Origin of the sequence: Streptomyces sp. NBC_01508 (assembly GCF_045040315.1) — a bacterium.
Lineage (GTDB): Bacteria > Actinomycetota > Actinomycetes > Streptomycetales > Streptomycetaceae > Streptomyces.
Genome location: NZ_CP109419.1, coordinates 3,552,266 through 3,571,509, shown reverse-complemented (window position 1 = coordinate 3,571,509; position 19,244 = coordinate 3,552,266). Strand labels below are relative to the sequence as shown.

The following is a 19,244-nucleotide window of genomic DNA, read 5'->3' as shown; positions in this document are numbered from 1 at the left end:
CCGAACACCACCGGCCGACGGCGGCCCGGTGGACGGCAAAGAGCGGGGAAGGCCATGAGCTATTCCGTGGGACAGGTGGCGGTCTTCGCCGGAGTCACGGTACGCACGCTGCACCACTACGACGAGATCGCGCTGCTCTCCCCGAGCAGCCGCAGCCACGCGGGCCACCGGCGTTACGACGACGCCGACCTGGACCGGTTGCAGCAGATCCTGTTCTACCGGGAGCTCGGCTTCCCCCTCGACGAGGTCGCGGCGCTTCTGGACGATCCGGACGCGGACCCGCAGGAGCACCTGCGCCGCCGGCACGAGCTGCTGTCGGCCCGTATCGCGGAACTGCGGAAGATGGCCGAGGCCGTGGAGCACGCCATGGAGGCGAAGAAGATGGGCATCAATCTCACGCCCGAGGAGAAGTTCGAGGTCTTCGGGGACAAGGATCCCGAGCGGTACAGCGAGGAGGCCGAGCGGCGCTGGGGAGGAACGGAGGGATACGACGAGACCCGGCGGCGGGTCGCCCGCTACGGCAAGGCCGACTGGAAGCGGATGCGGGACGAGGTCGCCGACTGGGGCGCGCGCTACGAGGCCCTCATGGCGGCGGGCGAGCCCGCGACCGGCGAACGGGCCGCGGACATGGCCGAGGAGCACCGCCGGCACATCACCATGTGGTTCTACGACTGCACGCGGGAGATCCACCGGGGCCTCGGCGACCTGTATGTGTCCGACGAGCGGTTCCGGGAGTTCTACGAGTCGATGCGGCAGGGCCTGGCCGAGCATCTGCGGGAGGCCATCCACGCGAACGCCGACCGCCGCGCTTGAGTCCCGCCGCGAGCGCGGGACGGAGGGGTGGACCGGGGACGAAAGGCGCGCTTCGGTCTCGGTCCCACCGATCGCAAGCGGTGGGGGCCGGGTGGAACCTCAGTCAGGGGCAGAGCGTTGATAGCTTTGGGCAGCCGACAACCGCCAATGGCGGTTGGACGACGCTGATGCAGCGACGGCCGATTTCGACGATCGGCCGACTATCGACTCAGGAGCCCGGACCTCGTGACAACCCTTGCGCTCGGACCGAGCTGGCTCGACCCGGACTATCTGATCGGGACCTTCGGTCTGATCGGCGTCCTGGTCATCGTGTTCGCCGAATCCGGCCTGCTCATCGGCTTCTTCCTGCCGGGCGACTCGCTCCTGTTCACCACCGGACTGCTGGTGACGTCCGGCGTGCTCGGCCACCCGCTGTGGCTCGTCTGTCTGCTGATCGTGCTGGCGGCGATCATCGGCGACCAGGTCGGCTATCTCTTCGGCCGCAAGGTCGGCCCCGCGCTCTTCAAGCGTCCCGACTCCAAGCTCTTCAAGCAGGAGAACGTCGAGAAAGCGCACGAGTTCTTCGAGAAGTACGGCCCCAAGTCGCTGGTGCTGGCCCGCTTCGTGCCCATCGTGCGGACGTTCACGCCGATCATCGCGGGCGTCAGCCGCATGAACTACCGCTCGTTCGTCACGTACAACATCATCGGTGGTGTGCTCTGGGGTGCGGGCGTCACACTGCTCGGCGCCGCGCTGGGCAAGATCGACTTCGTCCACAAGAACATCGAGATGATCCTGATCCTGATCGTGGCGCTCTCGGTGCTGCCGATCGTGATCGAGATCCTGCGGGCCCGTTCCAAGTCCAAGAAGGCCGCCGCGGCCGGCCCCGCCGAGTCCGTGGATCCCGCGCGCCACACGCCGCACACCCAGCAGCCGCAGGACTTCCAGACCCAGCAGCTGCGGGTCACGCGCGACGAGTACGGCGCCCCCCGCCCGTACACCACGCAGGACGACGACCCTGAGACCCCGCCGCGCGGGCGCCACGCCAGGCGCTGACGGCACCGGCGGGAATCCAGGCCCGAGACTCAGAAGCCGCGCGTCCGCTTGGCCGCGCGGCGGCTCGATCCGCGGCCCGGACCCGGCACCTTCAGGAACAGCCGGGAGATCTCGCCGCCGAAGTTCACCCCGATGGCGATCGCCATGGCCAGCGCCGCGGCCTTGGACAGCGAGGCCAGCCCGTCGTCCACATGGTTCTGCGCGAGACCGAGCAGACCGAAGTACGTCGCCGAGCCGGGCAGCAGCGGCCCGATCGCGGCGGTGACATACGGCAGCGCCGACGCGAATTGGTATCGGGAGAACAACTGCCCGAAGAGCCCCACCAGACCGGCGGCGACCGCGGTCGCCGCCACCGGCGAGATCCCGCCGGTGACGTGCATCGCCCCGTAGACGGTCCAGGCCACGCCCCCGTTCAGGGACACCATCAGGACGGTGGACCGTTCCTGCTGGAGCAGGATCGCGAAGGCGAAACTGAGCGCCACGGCGGCGCAGATCTGGAGCACCGGCCGCCCCTCCCCGGCCTGGAGCGCCGCGTCCGGGTCGAGCTGGGCGTCCAGCTGGACGCCCAGATACAGCGCGATCAGCACCCCCATCACGATCGCGATGAAGAAGTACATGACTTCGAGCAGTCGCGCGGCGGCGGTGATGTAGTAGCCGGTCAGACCGTCCTGCACACCCGCCACCAGGGCCCGTCCCGGCAGCAGCGCGAAGAGCCCACCGGTGATCACGGCGGACGGCCGGCCCTCCCAGTTCATGGCCGATCCGGCCAGGGTCAGTGTCACGCCCATCGCGGCCGGTGGCATCGCGGCGGCCACGAACTGGTAGAACTCCGGGATCCCGCGCCCCGCGCACAGCCACGCGAGCCGGTCGCCGAGCATCGCGCCGATCATCGCCGCGACGAACACCAGCAGCCCACCACCCACCAGCACCGACGCGGAGCCCGCCAGCAGCCCGCTCGCGGCGGTCAGCGCCCACCCCGGATACGGGTGCCGGTTACGCCTGATCTCGGCCAGCCGCCGGTACGCCTCCTCCAGGGTGACGTCCGTGTCCTCGGTGGTGATGTCGTCGATGAGCGTGTACACGGCGGCGAGCCGGGTGTAGTCGGTGCCCCGCCTGCGTACGGTCCGGCTGGCCGTCACGGGGTCGTCCACCAGCGACGGCTGGTAGGAGATCGACAGCAGGGTGAAGGTGACGTTCGGCTCGCAGCGGTCGAGCCCGTACGCGCGGCTGACCGCGAACATCGCGGCCTCGACGTCCTCGGCCCCCTCGCCGCCCGCCAGCAGCAACTCGCCGATACGCAACGTCAGGTCGAGCACCCGCGGTACGGCTGGCCCGGAGTCGTCGTGCCGCTGCACGACCTCCGCCACCGGCCGGTCCCCGACCGGCATCCGCAGCAGCGTGCGCATCTGGTCCTGCCAGGGCGCTTCCTTCGTCATCCGTATGACGGGCACGCCCTCCGCGGGCGTGAACGCCTGGGGCGACCGGCGTGCGCGGTAGGTACGCGGCGGGTCGAAGGCCGACCGCTCGGTCTCCTGCGTGCTCTCCGGACTCAGCCCCTCCGGAACCGCGAACTCCGAGGTGGGGCTGTCCTCCTCGGGGGCGGGCACCTGGTCCGTCCCGGACGGCGGAGTGAAGGCGCTGTGCGCCTCGTCGGACGGCGACTTACGGTCCTGTGCCCCGTCCCGCTCGGCCACCACTGCCTTCGACCTCACTCACGCTCGTCGGTGCCGCTGCGGCACGGTTCGCACGGCCATCCGTTCAGTATGGACACGGGCGCGAGCCCGGGCGCACGCGAGCGGCGGACGGCGCACCCGTATGGTGCGCTGCCCGCCGCTCGCGTACGCCGGCTCCCGGCCCCTCAGAGCCCGGTGGCCCGTGAACCCCGGTCCGTGGGACGCGCGGTCAGTGCGCGCCGCCCTGTGCCTCAAGGCGCTTGTACGAGGCCTCGATCTCGGCCTCCGCCTCGGCGCGGCCCACCCAGTCCGCGCCCTCGACCGACTTGCCGGGCTCCAGGTCCTTGTAGACCTCGAAGAAGTGCTGGATCTCCAGCCGGTCGAACTCCGACACGTGGTGGATGTCCCTCAGGTGCTCCACGCGCGGGTCCGACGCGGGGACGCACAGCAACTTGTCGTCGCCGCCGGCCTCGTCCGTCATCCGGAACATGCCGATCGCGCGGCACTTGATGAGACAGCCGGGGAACGTCGGCTCGTCCAGGATGACCAGCGCGTCCAGCGGGTCGCCGTCCTCGCCGAGGGTGTTCTCCACGAAGCCGTAGTCGGCCGGGTAGCTGGTCGAGGTGAAGAGACGACGGTCAAGGCGGATCCGGCCGGTCTCGTGGTCCACCTCGTACTTGTTTCGCGAACCCTTAGGGATCTCGATGGTGACGTCGAACTCCACGGGTGGCTCCTCCATGATCAACACAACTGTCGGTGATGCTGCTGTCGGTGATACCGCACGTCACCGGGGCCGGCCCCAGGGCCGACCCCGGAGCCGAGCAGGATCGGCCATCGCTGGCCGGGGCATCGTGCTCGTGGCGACGCGCAGTGATTAAGTGTCCCCCACGCAGCTGTGTGATCGCGAAAGGGGCTGGTCAACCGTGCTTGAGCCGAAAGTGTGGCAGCTCACGGCAGGTTCCGCCGTGCTCGGCCTCGTACTGGCGGCCGGGGCGGTGGCCATGGCCGGCCCCTGGGACTCCGGTCAGCGTAAGGCCGAGCGCGAGTGGGCGGCCTCTGCGGGCCGTACAGGTGGCGCACATCACGACGGACGGGGCGCGAACGAACCGGCGCCCGCGCCCAGCGCCGCCGGCGTACTGGACGCACTCGGTACGTCGACCGAATCCCTGTCCGCGCCCGCCGACCTCCCCGCCGATCTCAGGAAGAGCCTCGGGCCGCTGCTCGGATCCGAGGATCTCGGACCGGCGCCCGCGGCGTCCGTGGTCGATGTCGCGACGGGTGAGCAACTGTTTGGGGAGCGCGCCGACCGGCCGATGGCACCGGCCTCCACGATCAAGATCGCCACAGCGGTCGCCGCGCTCTCCGCGCTCGGCCCCGACCACCGCATCCCGACCACTGTGGTCACCGCCGACGACGGCAAGGGCGACAACGACAAGGGCGACAGCAAGGGCGAGGACAAGGGCGACGACTCGGCGGAGATCACCCTCGTCGGCGGCGGCGACGCCACCCTCGACCGCAAGGGCCTGCGCTCCCTCGCCGAGGACACCGCCAGAGCGCTGCGCGACCGCGGCGTGCACCGGGTGACCGTCCGCTTCGACGTCTCCCTCTACACCGGACCCCGCGAACACCCGATCGGCCCCAACGACAACATCGCCCCGGTCACCGCCCTGATGGCCGGCCAGGGCCGTCTGGACAACTCGGCCCGCGACTCCTTCGGCGGCCCGGCACCGCGCAGCGGCGATCCGGCGGGCGACGCCGCCGACGTCTTCGCCGACCTCCTGCGCGACCGCGGTCTCAAGACCTCGGGGCCCCCGGCCGCGCGCAAGGCCCCCAAGGACGCCGACCGTCTCGCCGTGACGTACTCGCGCCCCGTGTCCGCCCTGGTGGAACGGATGCTGACGAACAGTGACAACGACATCGCCGAGTCGCTGGTCCGGCGGACCGCGATCGAGGCGGGCCGGCCCGCGAGCTTCGCCGGTGCCCAACAGGCCGTCCAGGCCGAGCTGAAGAAGCTGAAGATGCCCGTCGACGGCGCGCTCCTGCGCGACGGCAGCGGTCTCAACCGCCACGACAGGATCACCGCCGGCCTGCTCACCGCGCTGCTCGCCCACGCGGCCGACCCGGACCGGCCCGAACTGCGCCCCGTCCTCACCGGCCTCCCGGTGGCCGGATTCAGCGGCACGCTCCAGGGCCGGTACACCGACGCCGACGCGATCACCGGCAGTGGCCTGATCCGCGCCAAGACCGGCACGCTGACCGGTGTGAACTCCCTGGCCGGCACGGTCGTGGGCCCCGGTGGACGGCTTCTCGCCTTCGCCTTCCTGGCGGAGAAGGCCCCGGCCCCCGATACGGCCCAACGGGCCCTGGACCACCTCTCGGCGGAACTGGTGTCCTGACCGGCCCGGCCCCCGCGCGTCGACAGACACCGGCACGCGCCGGCCGGGACGCGAACAGCCCGGCCGACACCTCACCGCCATTCGGCCCGAGCACGTACGGTTGACGCATGACGAGCATCGGTGGGGCCGAGATGGTGGACTGGAATCTCGCGGTCGCGACCGCGACCCGCCTCGCGCGGCCGGGACCGGAAGTGAGCCGGGACGAGGCACGCGAGATCGTCGCCGAGCTGCGACGGCACGCCAAGGCGGCCGAGGAGCACGTGCGCGCCTTCACACGGATGATCCCGGAGGGCCACGAGCCACCGGACACCCCGGTCCTGGTGGTGGACCGGGCGGGCTGGATCAAGGCGAACGTCGCGGGCTTCCGTGAGCTGCTCAAACCCCTCCTCGACAAGATGCAGGACCGCCGGTCGAGTTCGGCGGGCGGCGTCGTCCTCGGCGCGGTGGGCGGCAAGGTGACCGGCGTCGAGCTGGGCATGCTGCTGTCGTTCCTGTCCTCCCGCGTCCTCGGCCAGTACGAGACGTTCGCCCCGCCGAGCCGCGACCTCCCTTCGGGTGACGGTGGCGGCGGCCGTCTGCTGCTCGTCGCGCCGAACATCGTCCACGTCGAGCGCGAACTGGAGGTGGACCCGCACGACTTCAGGCTCTGGGTCTGCCTGCACGAGGAGACCCACCGCACGCAGTTCACCGGCGTGCCGTGGCTCCGGGATCACCTTGAGGGCGAGATCCAGTCATTCCTTGAGGAGACGGACGTCGACCCCTCGACCGTCGTGGAACGCCTGCGTGAAGCGGCCCAGTCGCTGACCGGCAGCCGCCCCGAGGGCGAGGAGGCCGACGACGGCCGGAGCCTGGTCGAGCTGGTGCAGACCCCCGGCCAGAAGGAGATTCTCGGCCGCCTCACCGCCGTGATGTCCCTGCTCGAAGGCCATGCCGACTACGTGATGGACGGCGTCGGGCCGCAGGTCGTGCCGTCGGTGGCCGAGATCCGCGAGAAGTTCCAGCAGCGCCGGGCCAAGGGCGCCAGCCGTCTCGATCAGGCGCTGCGCAAGCTGCTGGGGCTGGACGCGAAGCTGCGCCAGTACCGGGACGGGGAGCGTTTCGTACGAGCCGTGGTGGACGAGGTCGGCATGGACGGCTTCAACCGCGTCTGGACCTCGCCCAACACCCTTCCCACGAAGGCGGAGATCGCCAAGCCGGCGGACTGGATCGCACGGGTGCACCGCAAGGCCGACTCCTAAGGAGAGCGTCGCCGGCGCGTCGCGGGCGCTCGGCGAGAGCGCGGCGAGAGCGCGTGCCGGATGTCAACGTCCACAGGTGTCCACCGGAATGGGCCAGCATCACCCATCCGAGGGACCGTGGGCGGTGGGTAGGCGTGCAATGCTCGGGGAACGGCCCGGTTCTGTCACCATCGACGCACTCTGTGTGACTGAACCCCGTCCCTACTCCGACCGAGGCACCCCCCCCAAACATCACGAAGGGCACCGGACATGGGTCCCCATCCTGCGGTCGCGGCGATACGCCTGGCGGTCCGCCGCGTACTCCACGACGTCATCACCGAATGCTCCGAATTCGAGAGCTCCGACACCGACACCGACACCGAGCGCTCCCGGCTCACCCCGCTGACCGGCGCCGACCGCGCCGCCGCGCCGCCCCCGGCCGACAGCTGGCCGCTGGTGCTCGTCGCCTGCTCCGGAGGCGCCGACTCCATGGCGCTCGCCTCCGCCCTCGCCTTCGAGGCCCGCAAACTCTCCGTCCGCGCGGGCGCCGTCACCGTCGACCACGGCCTCCAGGCCGGCTCCGACCTCCGCGCCGCCGAGGTAGTCTCCCGGCTCGCCGCCATGCGGCTCGACCCCGTCGAGTCCGTCGCCGTGACCGTGGGCCGTGACGGCGGTCCCGAGGCCGCCGCCCGGGACGCGCGCTACGCGGCCCTGGACGCCGCCGCCGAGCGGCACGGCGCCGTGGCCGTCCTGCTCGGTCACACCCGCGACGACCAGGCCGAGACCGTCCTGCTCGGCCTCGCCCGCGGCTCCGGCACCCGCTCGCTCTCCGGGATGGCCCCCGTCTCCGGCGCCACCGGACGCTACCGCCGGCCCTTCCTCCAACTCGACCGGCAGACGGCCCGCAAGGCCTGCCTCGTCCAGGCGATCCCGGTCTGGGACGACCCGCACAACGCCGACCCCGCCTACACCCGCTCGCGCCTGCGCCACGAAGGGCTGCCCGCCCTGGAGAAGGCGCTCGGCAAGGGCGTTGTCGAGGCCCTGGCCCGTACGGCGCAGCTCTCCCGCGACGACGCCGACGCCCTCGACGCCTGGGCCGCCGACGCCGAGTCCGCCGTACGGGACGACGCCGGACAGCTGGAATGCGCCAAGTTGTACGCGCTGCCGCCCGCTGTCCGGCGCCGCGTCCTGCGCCGGGCCGCCGTCGTCGCGGGCGCGCCCGCCGGGTCGCTGTTCGCCCGGCACATTGAGGAGGTCGACCGGCTGATCACGGGCTGGCGGGGCCAGGGGGCCATCAATCTGCCGGGCCGCGTCGAGGCCCAACGGCAGGGTGGCAGACTGGTCATCCGGCAGGGCTGAAGCGCTCAAGCACGACGGCTGTGTCTCCCGGGTGGCGAGTTCCGGCCTCCTGGCCGACAACGAAAGTGATGCGGGTGGACCACAAGGACATGGGCACCGACCTCCAGTCGGTGCTCATCACCAAGGAAGAAATCGACGCCAAGCTGGTCGAACTGGCCGCCAAGATCGACGCGGAGTACGTGGGCAAGGACGTCCTGCTCGTCGGCGTCCTCAAGGGCGCCGTGATGGTGATGGCGGACCTGGCGCGTGCCCTGTCCACCCCCGTGACGATGGACTGGATGGCCGTGTCCTCGTACGGCGCCGGGACGCAGTCCTCCGGTGTGGTCAGGATCCTCAAGGACCTGGACACCGACATCAAGGGCAAGCACGTCGTGATCGTCGAGGACATCATCGACTCGGGCCTGACGCTCTCGTGGCTGCTGTCGAACCTCGGCTCACGCGAGCCGGCTTCGCTGGAAGTCTGCACGCTGCTCCGTAAGCCGGATGCCGCAAAGGTCGCGATCGATGTGAAATGGATCGGTTTCGACATTCCCAATGAGTTCGTCGTCGGCTATGGCCTCGATTACGCGGAGAAGTACCGCAACCTTCCATTCGTCGGCACACTCGCCCCCCATGTGTACGGCGGCTGAGCCGGGCGCCGGGCCGGGCCGGGAACCCCCGCACCCGTCTCGCCGTTGGAGCATGGGAAGACCGGTTTACCGGCAGTCCCGTGCGGTCGCGGGTGACAATGCTGGGGTACGGTCCGAAGAACAGTCTTTTCTCACAGCGGCATTTACCTACGGGCAGGAGGGACGGGGCGTTCTCGCTCCGTATGGATGGACGTGAAGCGATACTTCCGTGGGCCGGTCATGTGGATCGTGCTGGCCGTCCTCGCCGTGGTCGTGTTGATGCAGGTCGTCGGCTCGTCCGGCGGCTACAAGACGGTGGACACCGGCGAGGTCGTCCAGGCGATCGACAAGAACCAGGTCGACCAGGTCAAGCTGACCACCGGCGACGAACAGATCATCAAGATCGACCTCAAGGACGGCCAGAAGGTCCAGGGCGGCAACAAGGTTCAGGCCAGCTACATCGGCTCCCAGGGCGCCGATCTGGCCGGCAAGCTGCAGAGCAAGTTCGAGAGCGGCGACATCAAGCAGGGCTACACGGTCTCGCCCTCCAAGCAGAGCCCGTTCGTCTCCGTGCTGCTCTCCCTGCTGCCCTTCGTCCTCATCGTCGTGGTCTTCCTGTTCCTGATGAATCAGATGCAGGGCGGCGGCTCCCGAGTCATGCAGTTCGGGAAGTCCAAGGCCAAACTCATTACGAAGGACACCCCGAAGACGACGTTCGCCGATGTCGCGGGGTCCGACGAAGCGGTCGAGGAGCTCCACGAGATCAAGGAGTTCCTCCAGGAGCCCGCGAAGTTCCAGGCCGTCGGCGCCAAGATCCCGAAGGGTGTGCTGCTCTACGGCCCGCCCGGTACGGGCAAGACGCTGCTCGCCCGCGCGGTCGCCGGTGAGGCCGGCGTCCCGTTCTACTCGATCTCCGGTTCCGACTTCGTCGAGATGTTCGTCGGCGTCGGTGCGTCCCGAGTGCGTGACCTCTTCGAGCAGGCCAAGGCGAACGCTCCGGCGATCGTCTTCGTCGACGAGATCGACGCCGTCGGCCGGCACCGCGGTGCGGGCATGGGCGGCGGGCACGACGAGCGCGAGCAGACGCTCAACCAGCTGCTCGTCGAGATGGACGGCTTCGACGTGAAGGGCGGGGTCATCCTGATCGCCGCCACGAACCGGCCCGACATCCTCGACCCGGCGCTGCTGCGCCCGGGACGTTTCGACCGCCAGATCGCGGTCGACCGCCCGGACATGCTGGGCCGGCTGGAGATCCTGAAGGTCCACCAGAAGGGCAAGCCGGTCGCCCCGGACGTCGATCTGGGCGCTGTCGCCCGTCGTACGCCCGGCTTCACCGGCGCGGACCTGGCGAACGTGCTGAACGAAGCGGCGCTCCTGACGGCGCGCGGCGACAAGAAGCTCGTCGACAACCACGCCCTGGACGAGGCGATCGACAGAGTCGTGGCGGGCCCGCAGAAGCGGACCCGGATCATGTCCGAGAAGGAAAAGAAGATCACCGCGTATCACGAGGGCGGCCACGCCCTGGTCGCCGCGGCGTCTCCGAACTCCGACCCGGTGCACAAGATCACGATTCTGTCCCGCGGCCGGGCACTGGGTTACACCATGGTCCTGCCCGACGAGGACAAGTACTCGACCACGCGTAACGAGATGCTCGACCAGCTCGCCTACATGATGGGCGGGCGCGCGGCGGAGGAGCTGGTCTTCCACGACCCGACCACCGGCGCGTCCAACGACATCGAGAAGGCGTCGGCGACGGCGCGCGCCATGGTCACGCAGTACGGCATGACCGAGCGGCTCGGCGCGATCAAGTTCGGCAGTGACAATTCGGAGCCCTTCGTCGGACGTGAGATGGGCCACCAGCGCGACTACTCGGAAGAGGTCGCCGCGCTGGTCGACGAAGAAGTCAAGAAGCTGATCGAGACCGCGCACAACGAGGCCTGGGAGATCCTGGTCGAGAACAGGGACGTTCTCGACAACCTGGTCCTCGCGCTGCTGGAGAAGGAGACGCTCAACAAGGAGCAGATCGCCGAGATCTTCTCGACGATCGTGCGGCGCCCGGCCCGTCCGGCATGGACCGGCTCCTCGCGGCGTACGCCTTCGACGCGTCCGCCGGTGCTCTCGCCCAAGGAACTGGCCCTCACCAACGGAGCGACCGGTACCAACGGCGCGATCCCCGGTCTGACGACCGGCGAGTCGGCGGCCGAGGCCGTTCCGGAGGACCGTCCGGAGAGCTGATCGCACGCCTCTCACCAGGCCCGGAATAGATGCCGCGCCCCACAGGTCTTAGCCTGATGGGGCGCGGCATTCCTGTTGCCGCGCACGGAACGGCAGAGGAACGAGGCCCAGATGACCAACCCCGTGAAGCTGGACGGCGAGGGTGTGATCGGCGAGTTCGACGAGAAGCGGGCCGAGAACGCCGTACGTGAGCTTCTGATCGCGGTCGGGGAGGACCCGGATCGCGAGGGCCTGCGCGAGACTCCGGGGCGGGTGGCCCGCTCGTACAAGGAGATATTCGCGGGGCTGTGGCAGCGGCCCGAGGACGTTCTGACGACGACGTTCGACATCGGCCACGACGAGATGGTCCTGGTGAAGGACATCGAGGTGCAGAGTTCCTGCGAGCACCATCTGGTGCCGTTCCACGGTGTCGCGCACGTCGGATACATCCCGTCGGCCGACGGGAAGATCACCGGGCTGTCGAAGCTGGCGCGGCTCGTGGACGTGTTCGCCCGCAGGCCGCAGGTCCAGGAGCGGATGACCACGCAGATCGCGGACTCGCTGATGAAGATCTTGGAGCCGCGCGGTGTGATCGTGGTCGTCGAGTGCGAGCACATGTGCATGTCCATGCGCGGGGTGCGCAAGCCCGGCGCCAAGACGATCACCTCGGCGGTACGGGGGCAGTTGCGCGACCCGGCGACCCGTAACGAGGCGATGAGCCTGATCATGGCGCGCTGAACCACCGGGATCGGGTGACCGCCTGATCCGGCTCGGGTCGGTCCGGCTCGGGTCGGTCCGGGTCAGGTCAGGCGCGGGCGGTGCCCTGGCCCTCGTCGTCGGGTCCGTCCGGCAGCTTGCAGACGCGCTCCAGGAAGAACGCGGCCGCGATCACCGCGATACCGGCCAGCACCGAGAACCCCGCGTAGTACGCCTGGTCGCGCCGGGCGGGGATGTCCAGGGAGCCGAGCAGGAAGACGCCCGTCCCGCCGTACATGCCGGCGACGAGCGCCGCGACCAGCGCGCTCGCGTGGCCGAAAACGACGGCGCGGGCCGCCATCATCGGCTCCACGCCCTTGGCGCCGGGCCGGCGCTCACGCTGGGCGCGCAGCCGGGACCGCAGCGAGAGCGCCGTCGCCGTGAGGACGACGGCGATCACCGCGAGCACGATGGGCGCGGCGAGGGGGACGCTGGGCAGGGTGCCGAGCGAGTCCCAGAGGCGCGTACCGCCCCACGACAGCACCCCGGCCACGGCGAAGAGGCCGAACAGCACCCCGATCCGCAATTCCCTCACCGCGAGAGCCGCCCTTCACCCGTACTCGTCACTGACACACATCACCGTCGCGCCCGGCACCCACTCACCGACCGGTTCGCAGAACCTAACGACTAGTCGGGCAGGCGGAGTTCCAGGTCCGCGCGTGGTTCCACGCCGCCCTGCTCGACGACGGCGAGCAGTTCGGAGACCGTACCCCGCCCGGCGAGCAGCGCTTCGGGCTCCACGTCGTGCCAGGGCACGAGCACGAAGGCCCGCTGGTGGGCGCGCGGGTGGGGCAGGGTGAGCGCCGGGTCGTCCGAGACGACGTCCGCGTACGCCACGATGTCGACGTCGATCGTGCGCGGCCCCCAGCGCTCCACGCGGACACGGTCGAAGGCCTCCTCGACGGCCTGGGCGCGCTCCAGCAGGGACGAGGGCGGCAGTGTGGTCTTCACCACGACGACCGCGTTGAAGTACGTGGGCTGGGAGCCCGGTTCGACGCCCCAGGGCGCCGTCTCGTACACCGGGGACACCGCCTTGACCCGCAGGCCCGGGGTGTCCTCCAGCGCGTCGATGGCGCCCTGAAGGGTCTCCAGCCGGTTGCCGAGGTTGGAGCCGAGGCTGATCACGGCGCGCTTCGGGTTGGACAGGGTGACGTCCGCCGCGTCGACCTGGGCCACCACCGAGGCCGGCACCGGCTGGACGGTCGGGTCGCTCTGGGGATTCATACTCGGCTCCGGGTGATGGTGATGGTCACATCGTCGAAGGGCACCGTGATCGGGGCGTCCGGCTTGTGCAGCGTCACCTCGACCTCTTCGACGCCGTCGTGCTTCAGGCACTGCTCGGCGATGCGCTCGGCGAGTGTCTCGATCAGGTCGACCGGCTCGCCCCGCACGACGGCCACGACCTCCTCGGCCACGATTCCGTAATGGACGGTCCTCGTCAGGTCGTCACCGGCCGCCGCGGGGCGGGTGTCGAGGCTCAGCACCAGATCCACGATGAAGGTCTGCCCCTCCTCGCGCTCCCGGGGGAAGACGCCATGGTGCCCACGGGCCTTGAGGCCGCGCAGCGCGAGACGGTCCACGCGAATCACTCCTGCTGTCGTTGGTCAAGTGGGGCACTATGCCGTATGCGGACGGCGGATGTCCCCGGTCGAATCTACTCGCGGGCACCGACAGGGCCTGCCCGTGGGGCCTCGGGCGCCGCGGACGGGACCCGCGGCGGGCTCCGGGCGACTGGCACCGCAGGTAGTGCCAGCGGGGCGGAACCGGCCCTCGTAAGGTCGTCTACCCACTCACGCGGGAGTTTCGTCGTCCCGCTCGTCATCGGTTTCGGCCAGAACGGGCGAGCCGTGGTGGGACCAGACCCGCCAGCCGTCGGAGGTGCGGCGGAACACGTTCGTGGCGACCACCAGCTGGCCCACGAGCGGGCCGAGCGCGCCGCTCTCCTCCGCCGGTCCGCCGCTGAGGATGTTCTCGGTGCAGGTCACGAGAGCGGTGTCGCCCGCGACGGAGACCACGACATCCGTAAGGAAGAACTGGATGTACTCGGTGTTGGCCATGATCAGCGCGTACGAGCGCAGCACCTCGCCGCGGCCCGAGAGCACCGGCCAGCCCGGGTGGACGCAGCTCACACCGGGGCTGTCGCCGTCCAGCCAGAGCTCGGACAGTTCGTCGAGGTCGCCGCGCTCCATGGCTTCGTAGAAGGCCGTGTTGAGGGCGTCGACCTGTTCCCGGTCGGTCCCGCTCGGCAGGCGCTTCACCGGGCTCCCTCGACGGCGCGTGCCACGCGGACGGCGTCGGCCGTCGCGCGTACCTCGTGCACCCGGACCGCCCAGGCGCCCTCGTGCGCGGCGATCGCCGAGACGGCGGCGGTGGCGGCGTCCCGCTCGCGTGCGGGCGGCGGGGCGCCCTCACCGGCCAGCACACGGCCCAGGAACCGCTTGCGGGACGCGGCGACCAGCAGGGGCCTGCCCAGCGCCCGCAGGTCCGCCTGGTGGGCCAGCAGCGCGAGATCGTGCTCGGCGTCCTTGGCGAAGCCGAGGCCGGGGTCGACCACCAGACGCTCGGGGGCGATGCCGCCGGCGATCACCGCCTCCATGCGCTCGCGGAGTTCGGCCACCACCTCGGCGACGACGTCCGAGTAGACGGCGCGGTTGTTCATGCCCTGGCTGAAACCGCGCCAGTGCATCACGACGAAAGGCACGCCCGCGGCGGCGACGGCGGGCACCATGGCCGGGTCCGCGAGGCCGCCGCTGACGTCGTTGACCAGCACCGCGCCGGCGGCCACCGACCGTTCGGCGACGGAGGCCCGCATGGTGTCCACGGACACCGTGACGCCCTCCGAGGCCAGGCCCCGCACGACGGGCACCACGCGCCGCAGCTCCTCGTCCTCGTCGACCCGCGAGGCGCCGGGGCGGGTCGACTCGCCGCCGACGTCCACCAGGTCGGCGCCCTCGGTGACCAGGTCGAGGCCGCGTTTGACGGCGGCGGTGGTGTCGAACCAGCGACCGCCGTCGGAGAAGGAATCGGGCGTCACGTTGACGACCCCCATGACCGCGCAGCGGTCCCACCGCGGCAGGCCGTCGACCGTGCCCCTTCCGCCCTGCGGGCGCAACGTACTCATACGTCCCACCCTAGGCCGTGTTGCGAAAGTCCCGCCCGGCCCAGGGGCGCGGTCAGGACGCGGTGATCTGGGCGACGGTCTGAAGTTCGACCTCGGTGCGGGGGATCGCGTGCGCGTCCGCGTCGATCGAGCGGCGCAGCGCCTCGTGCAGCCGGGCCGGGGTCAGCACGCCGAGGAAGCGGCCCGTCTCCTCCTTGTCGATGACGGCGATCCAGCCGGCGTCGTGCTGGAGCATCGTGGAGAACGCCTGCTTGAGCGAGGCGCCGACGGGCAGCCAGGCCTCCATCCGGCGGGCGTGCTCCCGGACGGTGCCCGAGGAGCCGGTCTGCTCGGTGGAGATCCAGCCGTGCAGATTGTCCGCGGCGTCCAGGACGACCGCCCAGCGCGCGCCCTCCTTGGAAAGCTTCGCCGCCGCGGCCCGCAGCGGGTCGTCGAGATGCAGGACGGGCGGCTGCTCCAGGTCGCCCTCCTCGATCGGGGTGACCGAGAGCCGCTTGAGGCCGCGGTCCGCGCCGACGAAGTCGGCGACGTACGGCGTGGCGGGGGTGCCCAGCACGGCGGCGGGGGCGTCGAACTGCTCGATGGTGCCCTGTCCGTAGACGGCGATCCGGTCGCCGAGCCGGACCGCCTCCTCGATGTCGTGCGTGACGAAGAGCACGGTCTTGTTGACGGCGGCCTGGAGCTTCAGGAACTCGTTCTGAAGATGCTCGCGGACGACGGGGTCGACCGCGCCGAAGGGCTCGTCCATCAGCAGGACGGGCGGGTCGGCGGCGAGCGCCCGTGCCACGCCGACGCGCTGTCGCTGTCCGCCGGAGAGCTGTTCGGGGTAGCGGTCGCCGTAGACGGACGGGTCGAGGCCGACCAGGTCGAGGAGTTCGGCGGCGCGCGCCCGGCCCTTGCCGCGCTGCCAGCCCAGGAGATGGGGGACGGTCGCCGTGTTCTCCAGGATCGTCTTGTGGGGGAACAGGCCGACCTGCTGGATCACATAGCCGATCCGGCGCCGGAGCTGGACGGGGTCGATGGTCGATATATCGTCCCCGTCCATGAAAATCCGGCCTTCGGTTGGTTCGATCAACCGGTTCACCATCTTCATGGTGGTGGTCTTGCCGCAGCCGGACGGTCCGACGAGCGTGACCAGCTCGCCCGCCGCGACCTCCAGGCTGAGGTCGTCGACGGCCGTGGTGCCGTCCGGGTACCGCTTGGTGACGTGCTCGAATCGGATCATGATTTCCCCATTGTGACGCGTCTTGTGTGAAGGCAATGTTGCTGGAATGTGGCGGCCTTCCGCGATTGTCGGTGGTCGGGGATAGGGTCGCCGAGACAAAGACACCAGACATACGTTCGGGGAGATAGGGGAGGCGGGGGTGGATGAGCGCTCAAAGCTGCCTGGCGGCGAACGAATGGATCTGCGGAGAGTATCTGCGCTCCCGTAGCCAGGAGTTGATCGATGCGACGGTCCAGCACATCTGGATCACCGTCGTCTCGGTCCTCATCGGGCTGCTTGTCGCCTTTCCGCTCGCGCTGCTCGCCCGCGGCAAACCGGCTTTCGCCGGTCCCGTGCTCGGACTGACGACACTGCTCTACACAATCCCGTCGCTGGCGATGTTCTCGCTGCTGCTGCCGTTCTTCGGGCTGTCGTCCGCGCTGGTGGTCACCGGCCTGGTGCTGTACTCCCTGACGATCCTCGTGAGGAACATCATGGCGGGCCTCGACTCCGTCCCGGCCGAAGCCAAGGAGGCCGCCCGAGGGATGGGGTACGGCTCCGGGCGGCTGCTCTGGGAGGTCGAGCTGCCGCTCGCGCTGCCCGCGCTGATGGCGGGTGTCCGGATCGCGACGGTCTCGACGATCGCGCTGACGACCGTCGGCTCGATCGTGGGGCGCGGCGGGCTCGGCAATCTCATCGAGGACGCGCTGCCGAGCCTCTTCAAGGCGCAGGTGCTCGCCGCCTCCGTGCTGTGTGTGCTGCTGGCGGTCACCGCCGACCTGCTGCTCCTCGGAGTCCAGCGGCTGCTCACGCCCTGGACGCGGATCGGTACGGGCAAGGGCCGCGCGTCACGCCCGGCGGGCACGGGCCGGGCCGGCCCGCGCCCGGCGAAGGTGGGGGGCTGACCCATGGGTGTGCTGGGAGACGCGTGGACCTGGTTGATCACCGGCTCCAACTGGTCCGGTGAGGGCGGGGCGCTGGCCAGGCTCGGCGAGCACGTGTACGTCAGCGGGGTCGCGCTCGCGCTCGCCTGTGCGATCGCCCTGCCGACGGCCTTCTACCTCGGGCACATCGGCAAGGGCGGCGCGCTCGCCGTCAACATCTCCAACGTGGGGCGGGCGATCCCGGTCTTCGCCGTGCTCGCCCTGTTCATGCTCTCCCCGCTGCGCAACGCCGGTTATGTGCCGACGATCGTCGCGCTGGTGCTCTTCGCCGTGCCGCCGCTGCTGACCAACGCCTATGTGGGCATGCGGGAGGTGGACCGCGCGGTGCTCGAAGCCGCCCGGGGCATGGGGATGTCGGGGCGCCAGCTCTTCGTCCGGGTCGAGCTGCCCCTCGCGTACCCGATGGTGATGACCGGCCTGCGGTCGGCGTCCGTGCAGGTGGTCGCCACGGCCACGATCGCGGCGATGGTGGGGCAGGGCGGCCTCGGGCGGATCATCACCGCCGGCTTCAACACGTACGACACCCCGCAGGTGGTCGCCGGCGCGCTCCTGGTGGCGCTGCTCGCGCTGCTGGTCGAGGGCGTGCTCGTGGCGGTGGACCGGGTGCTCGATCCGTCACCCGCCATCGGCGCCAACCGGGCACGGGTGCCCGGCAAGCGGGGCGGTGCCCCGGACGGTGCTCCGGACGACGGCCTCCGTACCGACGGCGTGTTCCCACGAGACGCGGGTGACCGGGTGACCAAGACCGTGTGACGACGACCCGAGTGACACGACGACCGTGTGACGACCGAACTTTCTCGGCCTCCCTGTGGGCCTCGACGAATGGTGAACTCTCATGAGCAAGACCTCACGCATGGCGGGTGCGGTACTTGGCGTTGTCGCCCTGACCGGGTCGCTCGCCGCGTGCGGCGGCGACAGCCTGGAATCGGACAGCGGCTCCGACAAGGGCTCGGGCTCCGACAAGAAGGGCTCCCTCGTCGTCGGCGCCGCCGCCTTCACCGAGTCCAAGGTGCTCGCCGAGCTCTACGCGCAGCTCCTCGGTGACGGCGGATACGACGCCTCCGTCACCACGGTGAAGAACCGCGAGCTGTACGAGCCGTCCCTGGAGAAGGGCGAGATCGACGTCGTCCCGGAGTACGCGGCGACGCTCACCGAATTCCTCAACGCCAAGGTGAACGGCGCGGACAAGGCCGTGGAGACCCCGCTCGCCTCCAGCGACCCGGCCGCCACGGTCGCCGCCCTGGAGAAGCTGGCCGAGCCGCGCGGGCTGAAGGTGCTCCCCGCCGGCAAGGCGGTCGACCAGAACGCCTTCGCCGTCACCAAGGAGTACGCCGAGAAGAACAAGCTCAAGACCCTTTCGGATCTGGGTGCTTCGAAGCTCAAGGTGAAGATCGCCGCGGGTGACGAGTGCGAGGTACGGCCGTTCTGCGCGCCCGGTCTCAAGGAGACGTACGGGATCGACGTCACCGGCATCGACCCGCAGGGTGTCGGCACTCCGCAGGCCAAGCAGGCGGTGAAGGACGGCAAGGACCAACTGGTGCTCACCACCACCACCGACGGCACGCTCGACAGCTTCGGTCTGGTGGTCCTGGAGGACGACAAGAAGCTCCAGAACGCGGACAACGTACTTCCGGTGGTCAATGCCAAGGACGCCGGTTCCAAGGAGATCGCGGACCTTCTCGGCAAGCTCACCGACGCCCTCACGACAGAGGATCTCGCGAAGCTCAACCTGAAGGTCGACGCGGAGCGCGCGAAGCCCGCGGATGTCGCCAAGGAGTATCTGGAGTCCAAAGGCCTGATCGGCAAGTAGCCGGAAGCAGAGGGAACAAGCGGGAACTGGCGTTGGGAAGTCGAGGGATGGGAGTGGAGTCGGCAACGGACGGGGAAAGATTGTCCGGCCGACC

The 19,244-nt window shown here is 70.1% G+C and carries 19 protein-coding genes; 11 read left to right on the top strand and 8 right to left on the bottom strand.

All coding sequences use genetic code 11. The annotated features are described in order from the left end of the window. The first annotated feature begins 54 nt into the window (after positions 1-54). On the top strand, positions 55-813 hold the full coding sequence (locus OG700_RS16355; protein WP_405614166.1) for a MerR family transcriptional regulator: 759 nt from the start codon (positions 55-57) through the stop codon (positions 811-813). Between the two features lie 225 nt (positions 814-1,038). Next, positions 1,039-1,848, top strand: coding sequence for a DedA family protein (locus tag OG700_RS16350; protein ID WP_405614164.1), 810 nt, complete (start codon positions 1,039-1,041; stop codon positions 1,846-1,848). 29 nt (positions 1,849-1,877) lie between these two features. Here the strand turns inward: OG700_RS16350 and OG700_RS16345 are convergent, their stop codons facing one another. Then, positions 1,878-3,545 carry a threonine/serine exporter ThrE family protein gene (locus tag OG700_RS16345; RefSeq protein ID WP_405621752.1) on the bottom strand — a complete coding sequence of 556 codons (1,668 nt, stop codon included), beginning with the start codon at positions 3,543-3,545 and terminating at the stop codon, positions 1,878-1,880. Between the two features lie 205 nt (positions 3,546-3,750). Then, a complete protein-coding gene (locus OG700_RS16340; RefSeq protein WP_003968257.1) occupies positions 3,751-4,245 on the bottom strand; it encodes an inorganic diphosphatase in 495 nt (164 codons plus the stop codon). A 199-nt stretch (positions 4,246-4,444) separates the two neighbouring features. Between OG700_RS16340 and dacB the strand changes: the two genes are divergently transcribed. From dacB to folE, 6 genes are all read left to right on the top strand, one after another. Beyond that, positions 4,445-5,917, top strand: a complete 1,473-nt coding sequence (gene dacB, locus OG700_RS16335; protein ID WP_405614162.1) for a D-alanyl-D-alanine carboxypeptidase/D-alanyl-D-alanine-endopeptidase — start codon at positions 4,445-4,447, stop codon at positions 5,915-5,917. Between the two features lie 107 nt (positions 5,918-6,024). Continuing rightward, positions 6,025-7,155, top strand: coding sequence for a zinc-dependent metalloprotease (locus tag OG700_RS16330; protein WP_405614160.1), 1,131 nt, complete (start codon positions 6,025-6,027; stop codon positions 7,153-7,155). 249 nt (positions 7,156-7,404) lie between these two features. Next, on the top strand, positions 7,405-8,493 hold the full coding sequence (gene tilS, locus OG700_RS16325; RefSeq protein WP_405614158.1) for a tRNA lysidine(34) synthetase TilS: 1,089 nt from the start codon (positions 7,405-7,407) through the stop codon (positions 8,491-8,493). 68 nt (positions 8,494-8,561) lie between these two features. Beyond that, positions 8,562-9,122, top strand: a complete 561-nt coding sequence (hpt, locus tag OG700_RS16320; protein ID WP_405614156.1) for a hypoxanthine phosphoribosyltransferase — start codon at positions 8,562-8,564, stop codon at positions 9,120-9,122. 186 nt (positions 9,123-9,308) lie between these two features. Continuing rightward, positions 9,309-11,336: an ATP-dependent zinc metalloprotease FtsH gene (ftsH, locus tag OG700_RS16315; protein WP_405614154.1), complete on the top strand. Its 2,028-nt coding sequence runs from the start codon at positions 9,309-9,311 to the stop codon at positions 11,334-11,336. Positions 11,337-11,447: 111 nt separating this feature from the next. Continuing rightward, positions 11,448-12,053 (top strand): GTP cyclohydrolase I FolE, encoded by a 606-nt coding sequence (folE, locus tag OG700_RS16310; protein WP_405614152.1) that lies wholly within the window; start codon positions 11,448-11,450, stop codon positions 12,051-12,053. Positions 12,054-12,120: 67 nt separating this feature from the next. On the opposite strand, the gene OG700_RS16305 is transcribed toward folE, so the two are convergent. From OG700_RS16305 to OG700_RS16280, 6 genes are all read right to left on the bottom strand, one after another. Then, positions 12,121-12,606, bottom strand: a complete 486-nt coding sequence (locus tag OG700_RS16305) for a DUF3180 domain-containing protein (RefSeq protein ID WP_405614150.1) — start codon at positions 12,604-12,606, stop codon at positions 12,121-12,123. Between the two features lie 92 nt (positions 12,607-12,698). Continuing rightward, a complete protein-coding gene (gene folK, locus OG700_RS16300) occupies positions 12,699-13,295 on the bottom strand; it encodes a 2-amino-4-hydroxy-6-hydroxymethyldihydropteridine diphosphokinase (RefSeq protein WP_405614148.1) in 597 nt (198 codons plus the stop codon). Next, entirely contained in the window at positions 13,292-13,651 is a 360-nt protein-coding gene (gene folB, locus OG700_RS16295; RefSeq protein WP_239064983.1) for a dihydroneopterin aldolase, read from the bottom strand. The genes folK and folB overlap by 4 nt, the downstream gene beginning before the upstream one ends. A gap of 210 nt (positions 13,652-13,861) precedes the next feature. Then, positions 13,862-14,320, bottom strand: coding sequence for a nuclear transport factor 2 family protein (locus OG700_RS16290; RefSeq protein ID WP_405621749.1), 459 nt, complete (start codon positions 14,318-14,320; stop codon positions 13,862-13,864). Positions 14,321-14,325: 5 nt separating this feature from the next. Further along, positions 14,326-15,192 carry a dihydropteroate synthase gene (folP, locus tag OG700_RS16285; RefSeq protein WP_405614146.1) on the bottom strand — a complete coding sequence of 289 codons (867 nt, stop codon included), beginning with the start codon at positions 15,190-15,192 and terminating at the stop codon, positions 14,326-14,328. A gap of 52 nt (positions 15,193-15,244) precedes the next feature. Continuing rightward, positions 15,245-16,417, bottom strand: coding sequence for an ABC transporter ATP-binding protein (locus tag OG700_RS16280; protein ID WP_405614144.1), 1,173 nt, complete (start codon positions 16,415-16,417; stop codon positions 15,245-15,247). Positions 16,418-16,560: 143 nt separating this feature from the next. Here OG700_RS16280 and OG700_RS16275 point away from each other — a divergent pair, with 143 nt between their 5' ends. The 3 genes from OG700_RS16275 to OG700_RS16265 all read left to right on the top strand — a co-directional run bounded on the left by OG700_RS16275 (position 16,561) and on the right by OG700_RS16265 (position 19,150). Next, positions 16,561-17,301 (top strand): ABC transporter permease, encoded by a 741-nt coding sequence (locus OG700_RS16275; protein ID WP_405614141.1) that lies wholly within the window; start codon positions 16,561-16,563, stop codon positions 17,299-17,301. A gap of 3 nt (positions 17,302-17,304) precedes the next feature. Further along, positions 17,305-18,093: an ABC transporter permease gene (locus OG700_RS16270; RefSeq protein WP_405614139.1), complete on the top strand. Its 789-nt coding sequence runs from the start codon at positions 17,305-17,307 to the stop codon at positions 18,091-18,093. Between the two features lie 82 nt (positions 18,094-18,175). Next, positions 18,176-19,150 (top strand): glycine betaine ABC transporter substrate-binding protein, encoded by a 975-nt coding sequence (locus OG700_RS16265; protein WP_405614137.1) that lies wholly within the window; start codon positions 18,176-18,178, stop codon positions 19,148-19,150. Positions 19,151-19,244: the final 94 nt, after the last annotated feature.

Excerpts from the sequence above, each read along its gene's own strand:
- OG700_RS16355 (WP_405614166.1), top strand. The coding sequence starts at position 55 with ATGAGCTATTCCGTGGGACAGGTGGCGGTCTTCGCCGGAGTCACGGTA.
- OG700_RS16330 (WP_405614160.1), top strand. The coding sequence starts at position 6,025 with ATGACGAGCATCGGTGGGGCCGAGATGGTGGACTGGAATCTCGCGGTC.
- tilS (WP_405614158.1), top strand. The coding sequence starts at position 7,405 with ATGGGTCCCCATCCTGCGGTCGCGGCGATACGCCTGGCGGTCCGCCGC.
- hpt (WP_405614156.1), top strand. The coding sequence starts at position 8,562 with ATGCGGGTGGACCACAAGGACATGGGCACCGACCTCCAGTCGGTGCTC.
- ftsH (WP_405614154.1), top strand. The coding sequence starts at position 9,309 with ATGGACGTGAAGCGATACTTCCGTGGGCCGGTCATGTGGATCGTGCTG.
- folE (WP_405614152.1), top strand. The coding sequence starts at position 11,448 with ATGACCAACCCCGTGAAGCTGGACGGCGAGGGTGTGATCGGCGAGTTC.
- folK (WP_405614148.1), bottom strand. The coding sequence starts at position 13,295 with ATGAATCCCCAGAGCGACCCGACCGTCCAGCCGGTGCCGGCCTCGGTG.
- folP (WP_405614146.1), bottom strand. The coding sequence starts at position 15,192 with ATGAGTACGTTGCGCCCGCAGGGCGGAAGGGGCACGGTCGACGGCCTG.
- OG700_RS16280 (WP_405614144.1), bottom strand. The coding sequence starts at position 16,417 with ATGATCCGATTCGAGCACGTCACCAAGCGGTACCCGGACGGCACCACG.
- OG700_RS16275 (WP_405614141.1), top strand. The coding sequence starts at position 16,561 with ATGAGCGCTCAAAGCTGCCTGGCGGCGAACGAATGGATCTGCGGAGAG.
- OG700_RS16270 (WP_405614139.1), top strand. The coding sequence starts at position 17,305 with ATGGGTGTGCTGGGAGACGCGTGGACCTGGTTGATCACCGGCTCCAAC.
- OG700_RS16265 (WP_405614137.1), top strand. The coding sequence starts at position 18,176 with ATGAGCAAGACCTCACGCATGGCGGGTGCGGTACTTGGCGTTGTCGCC.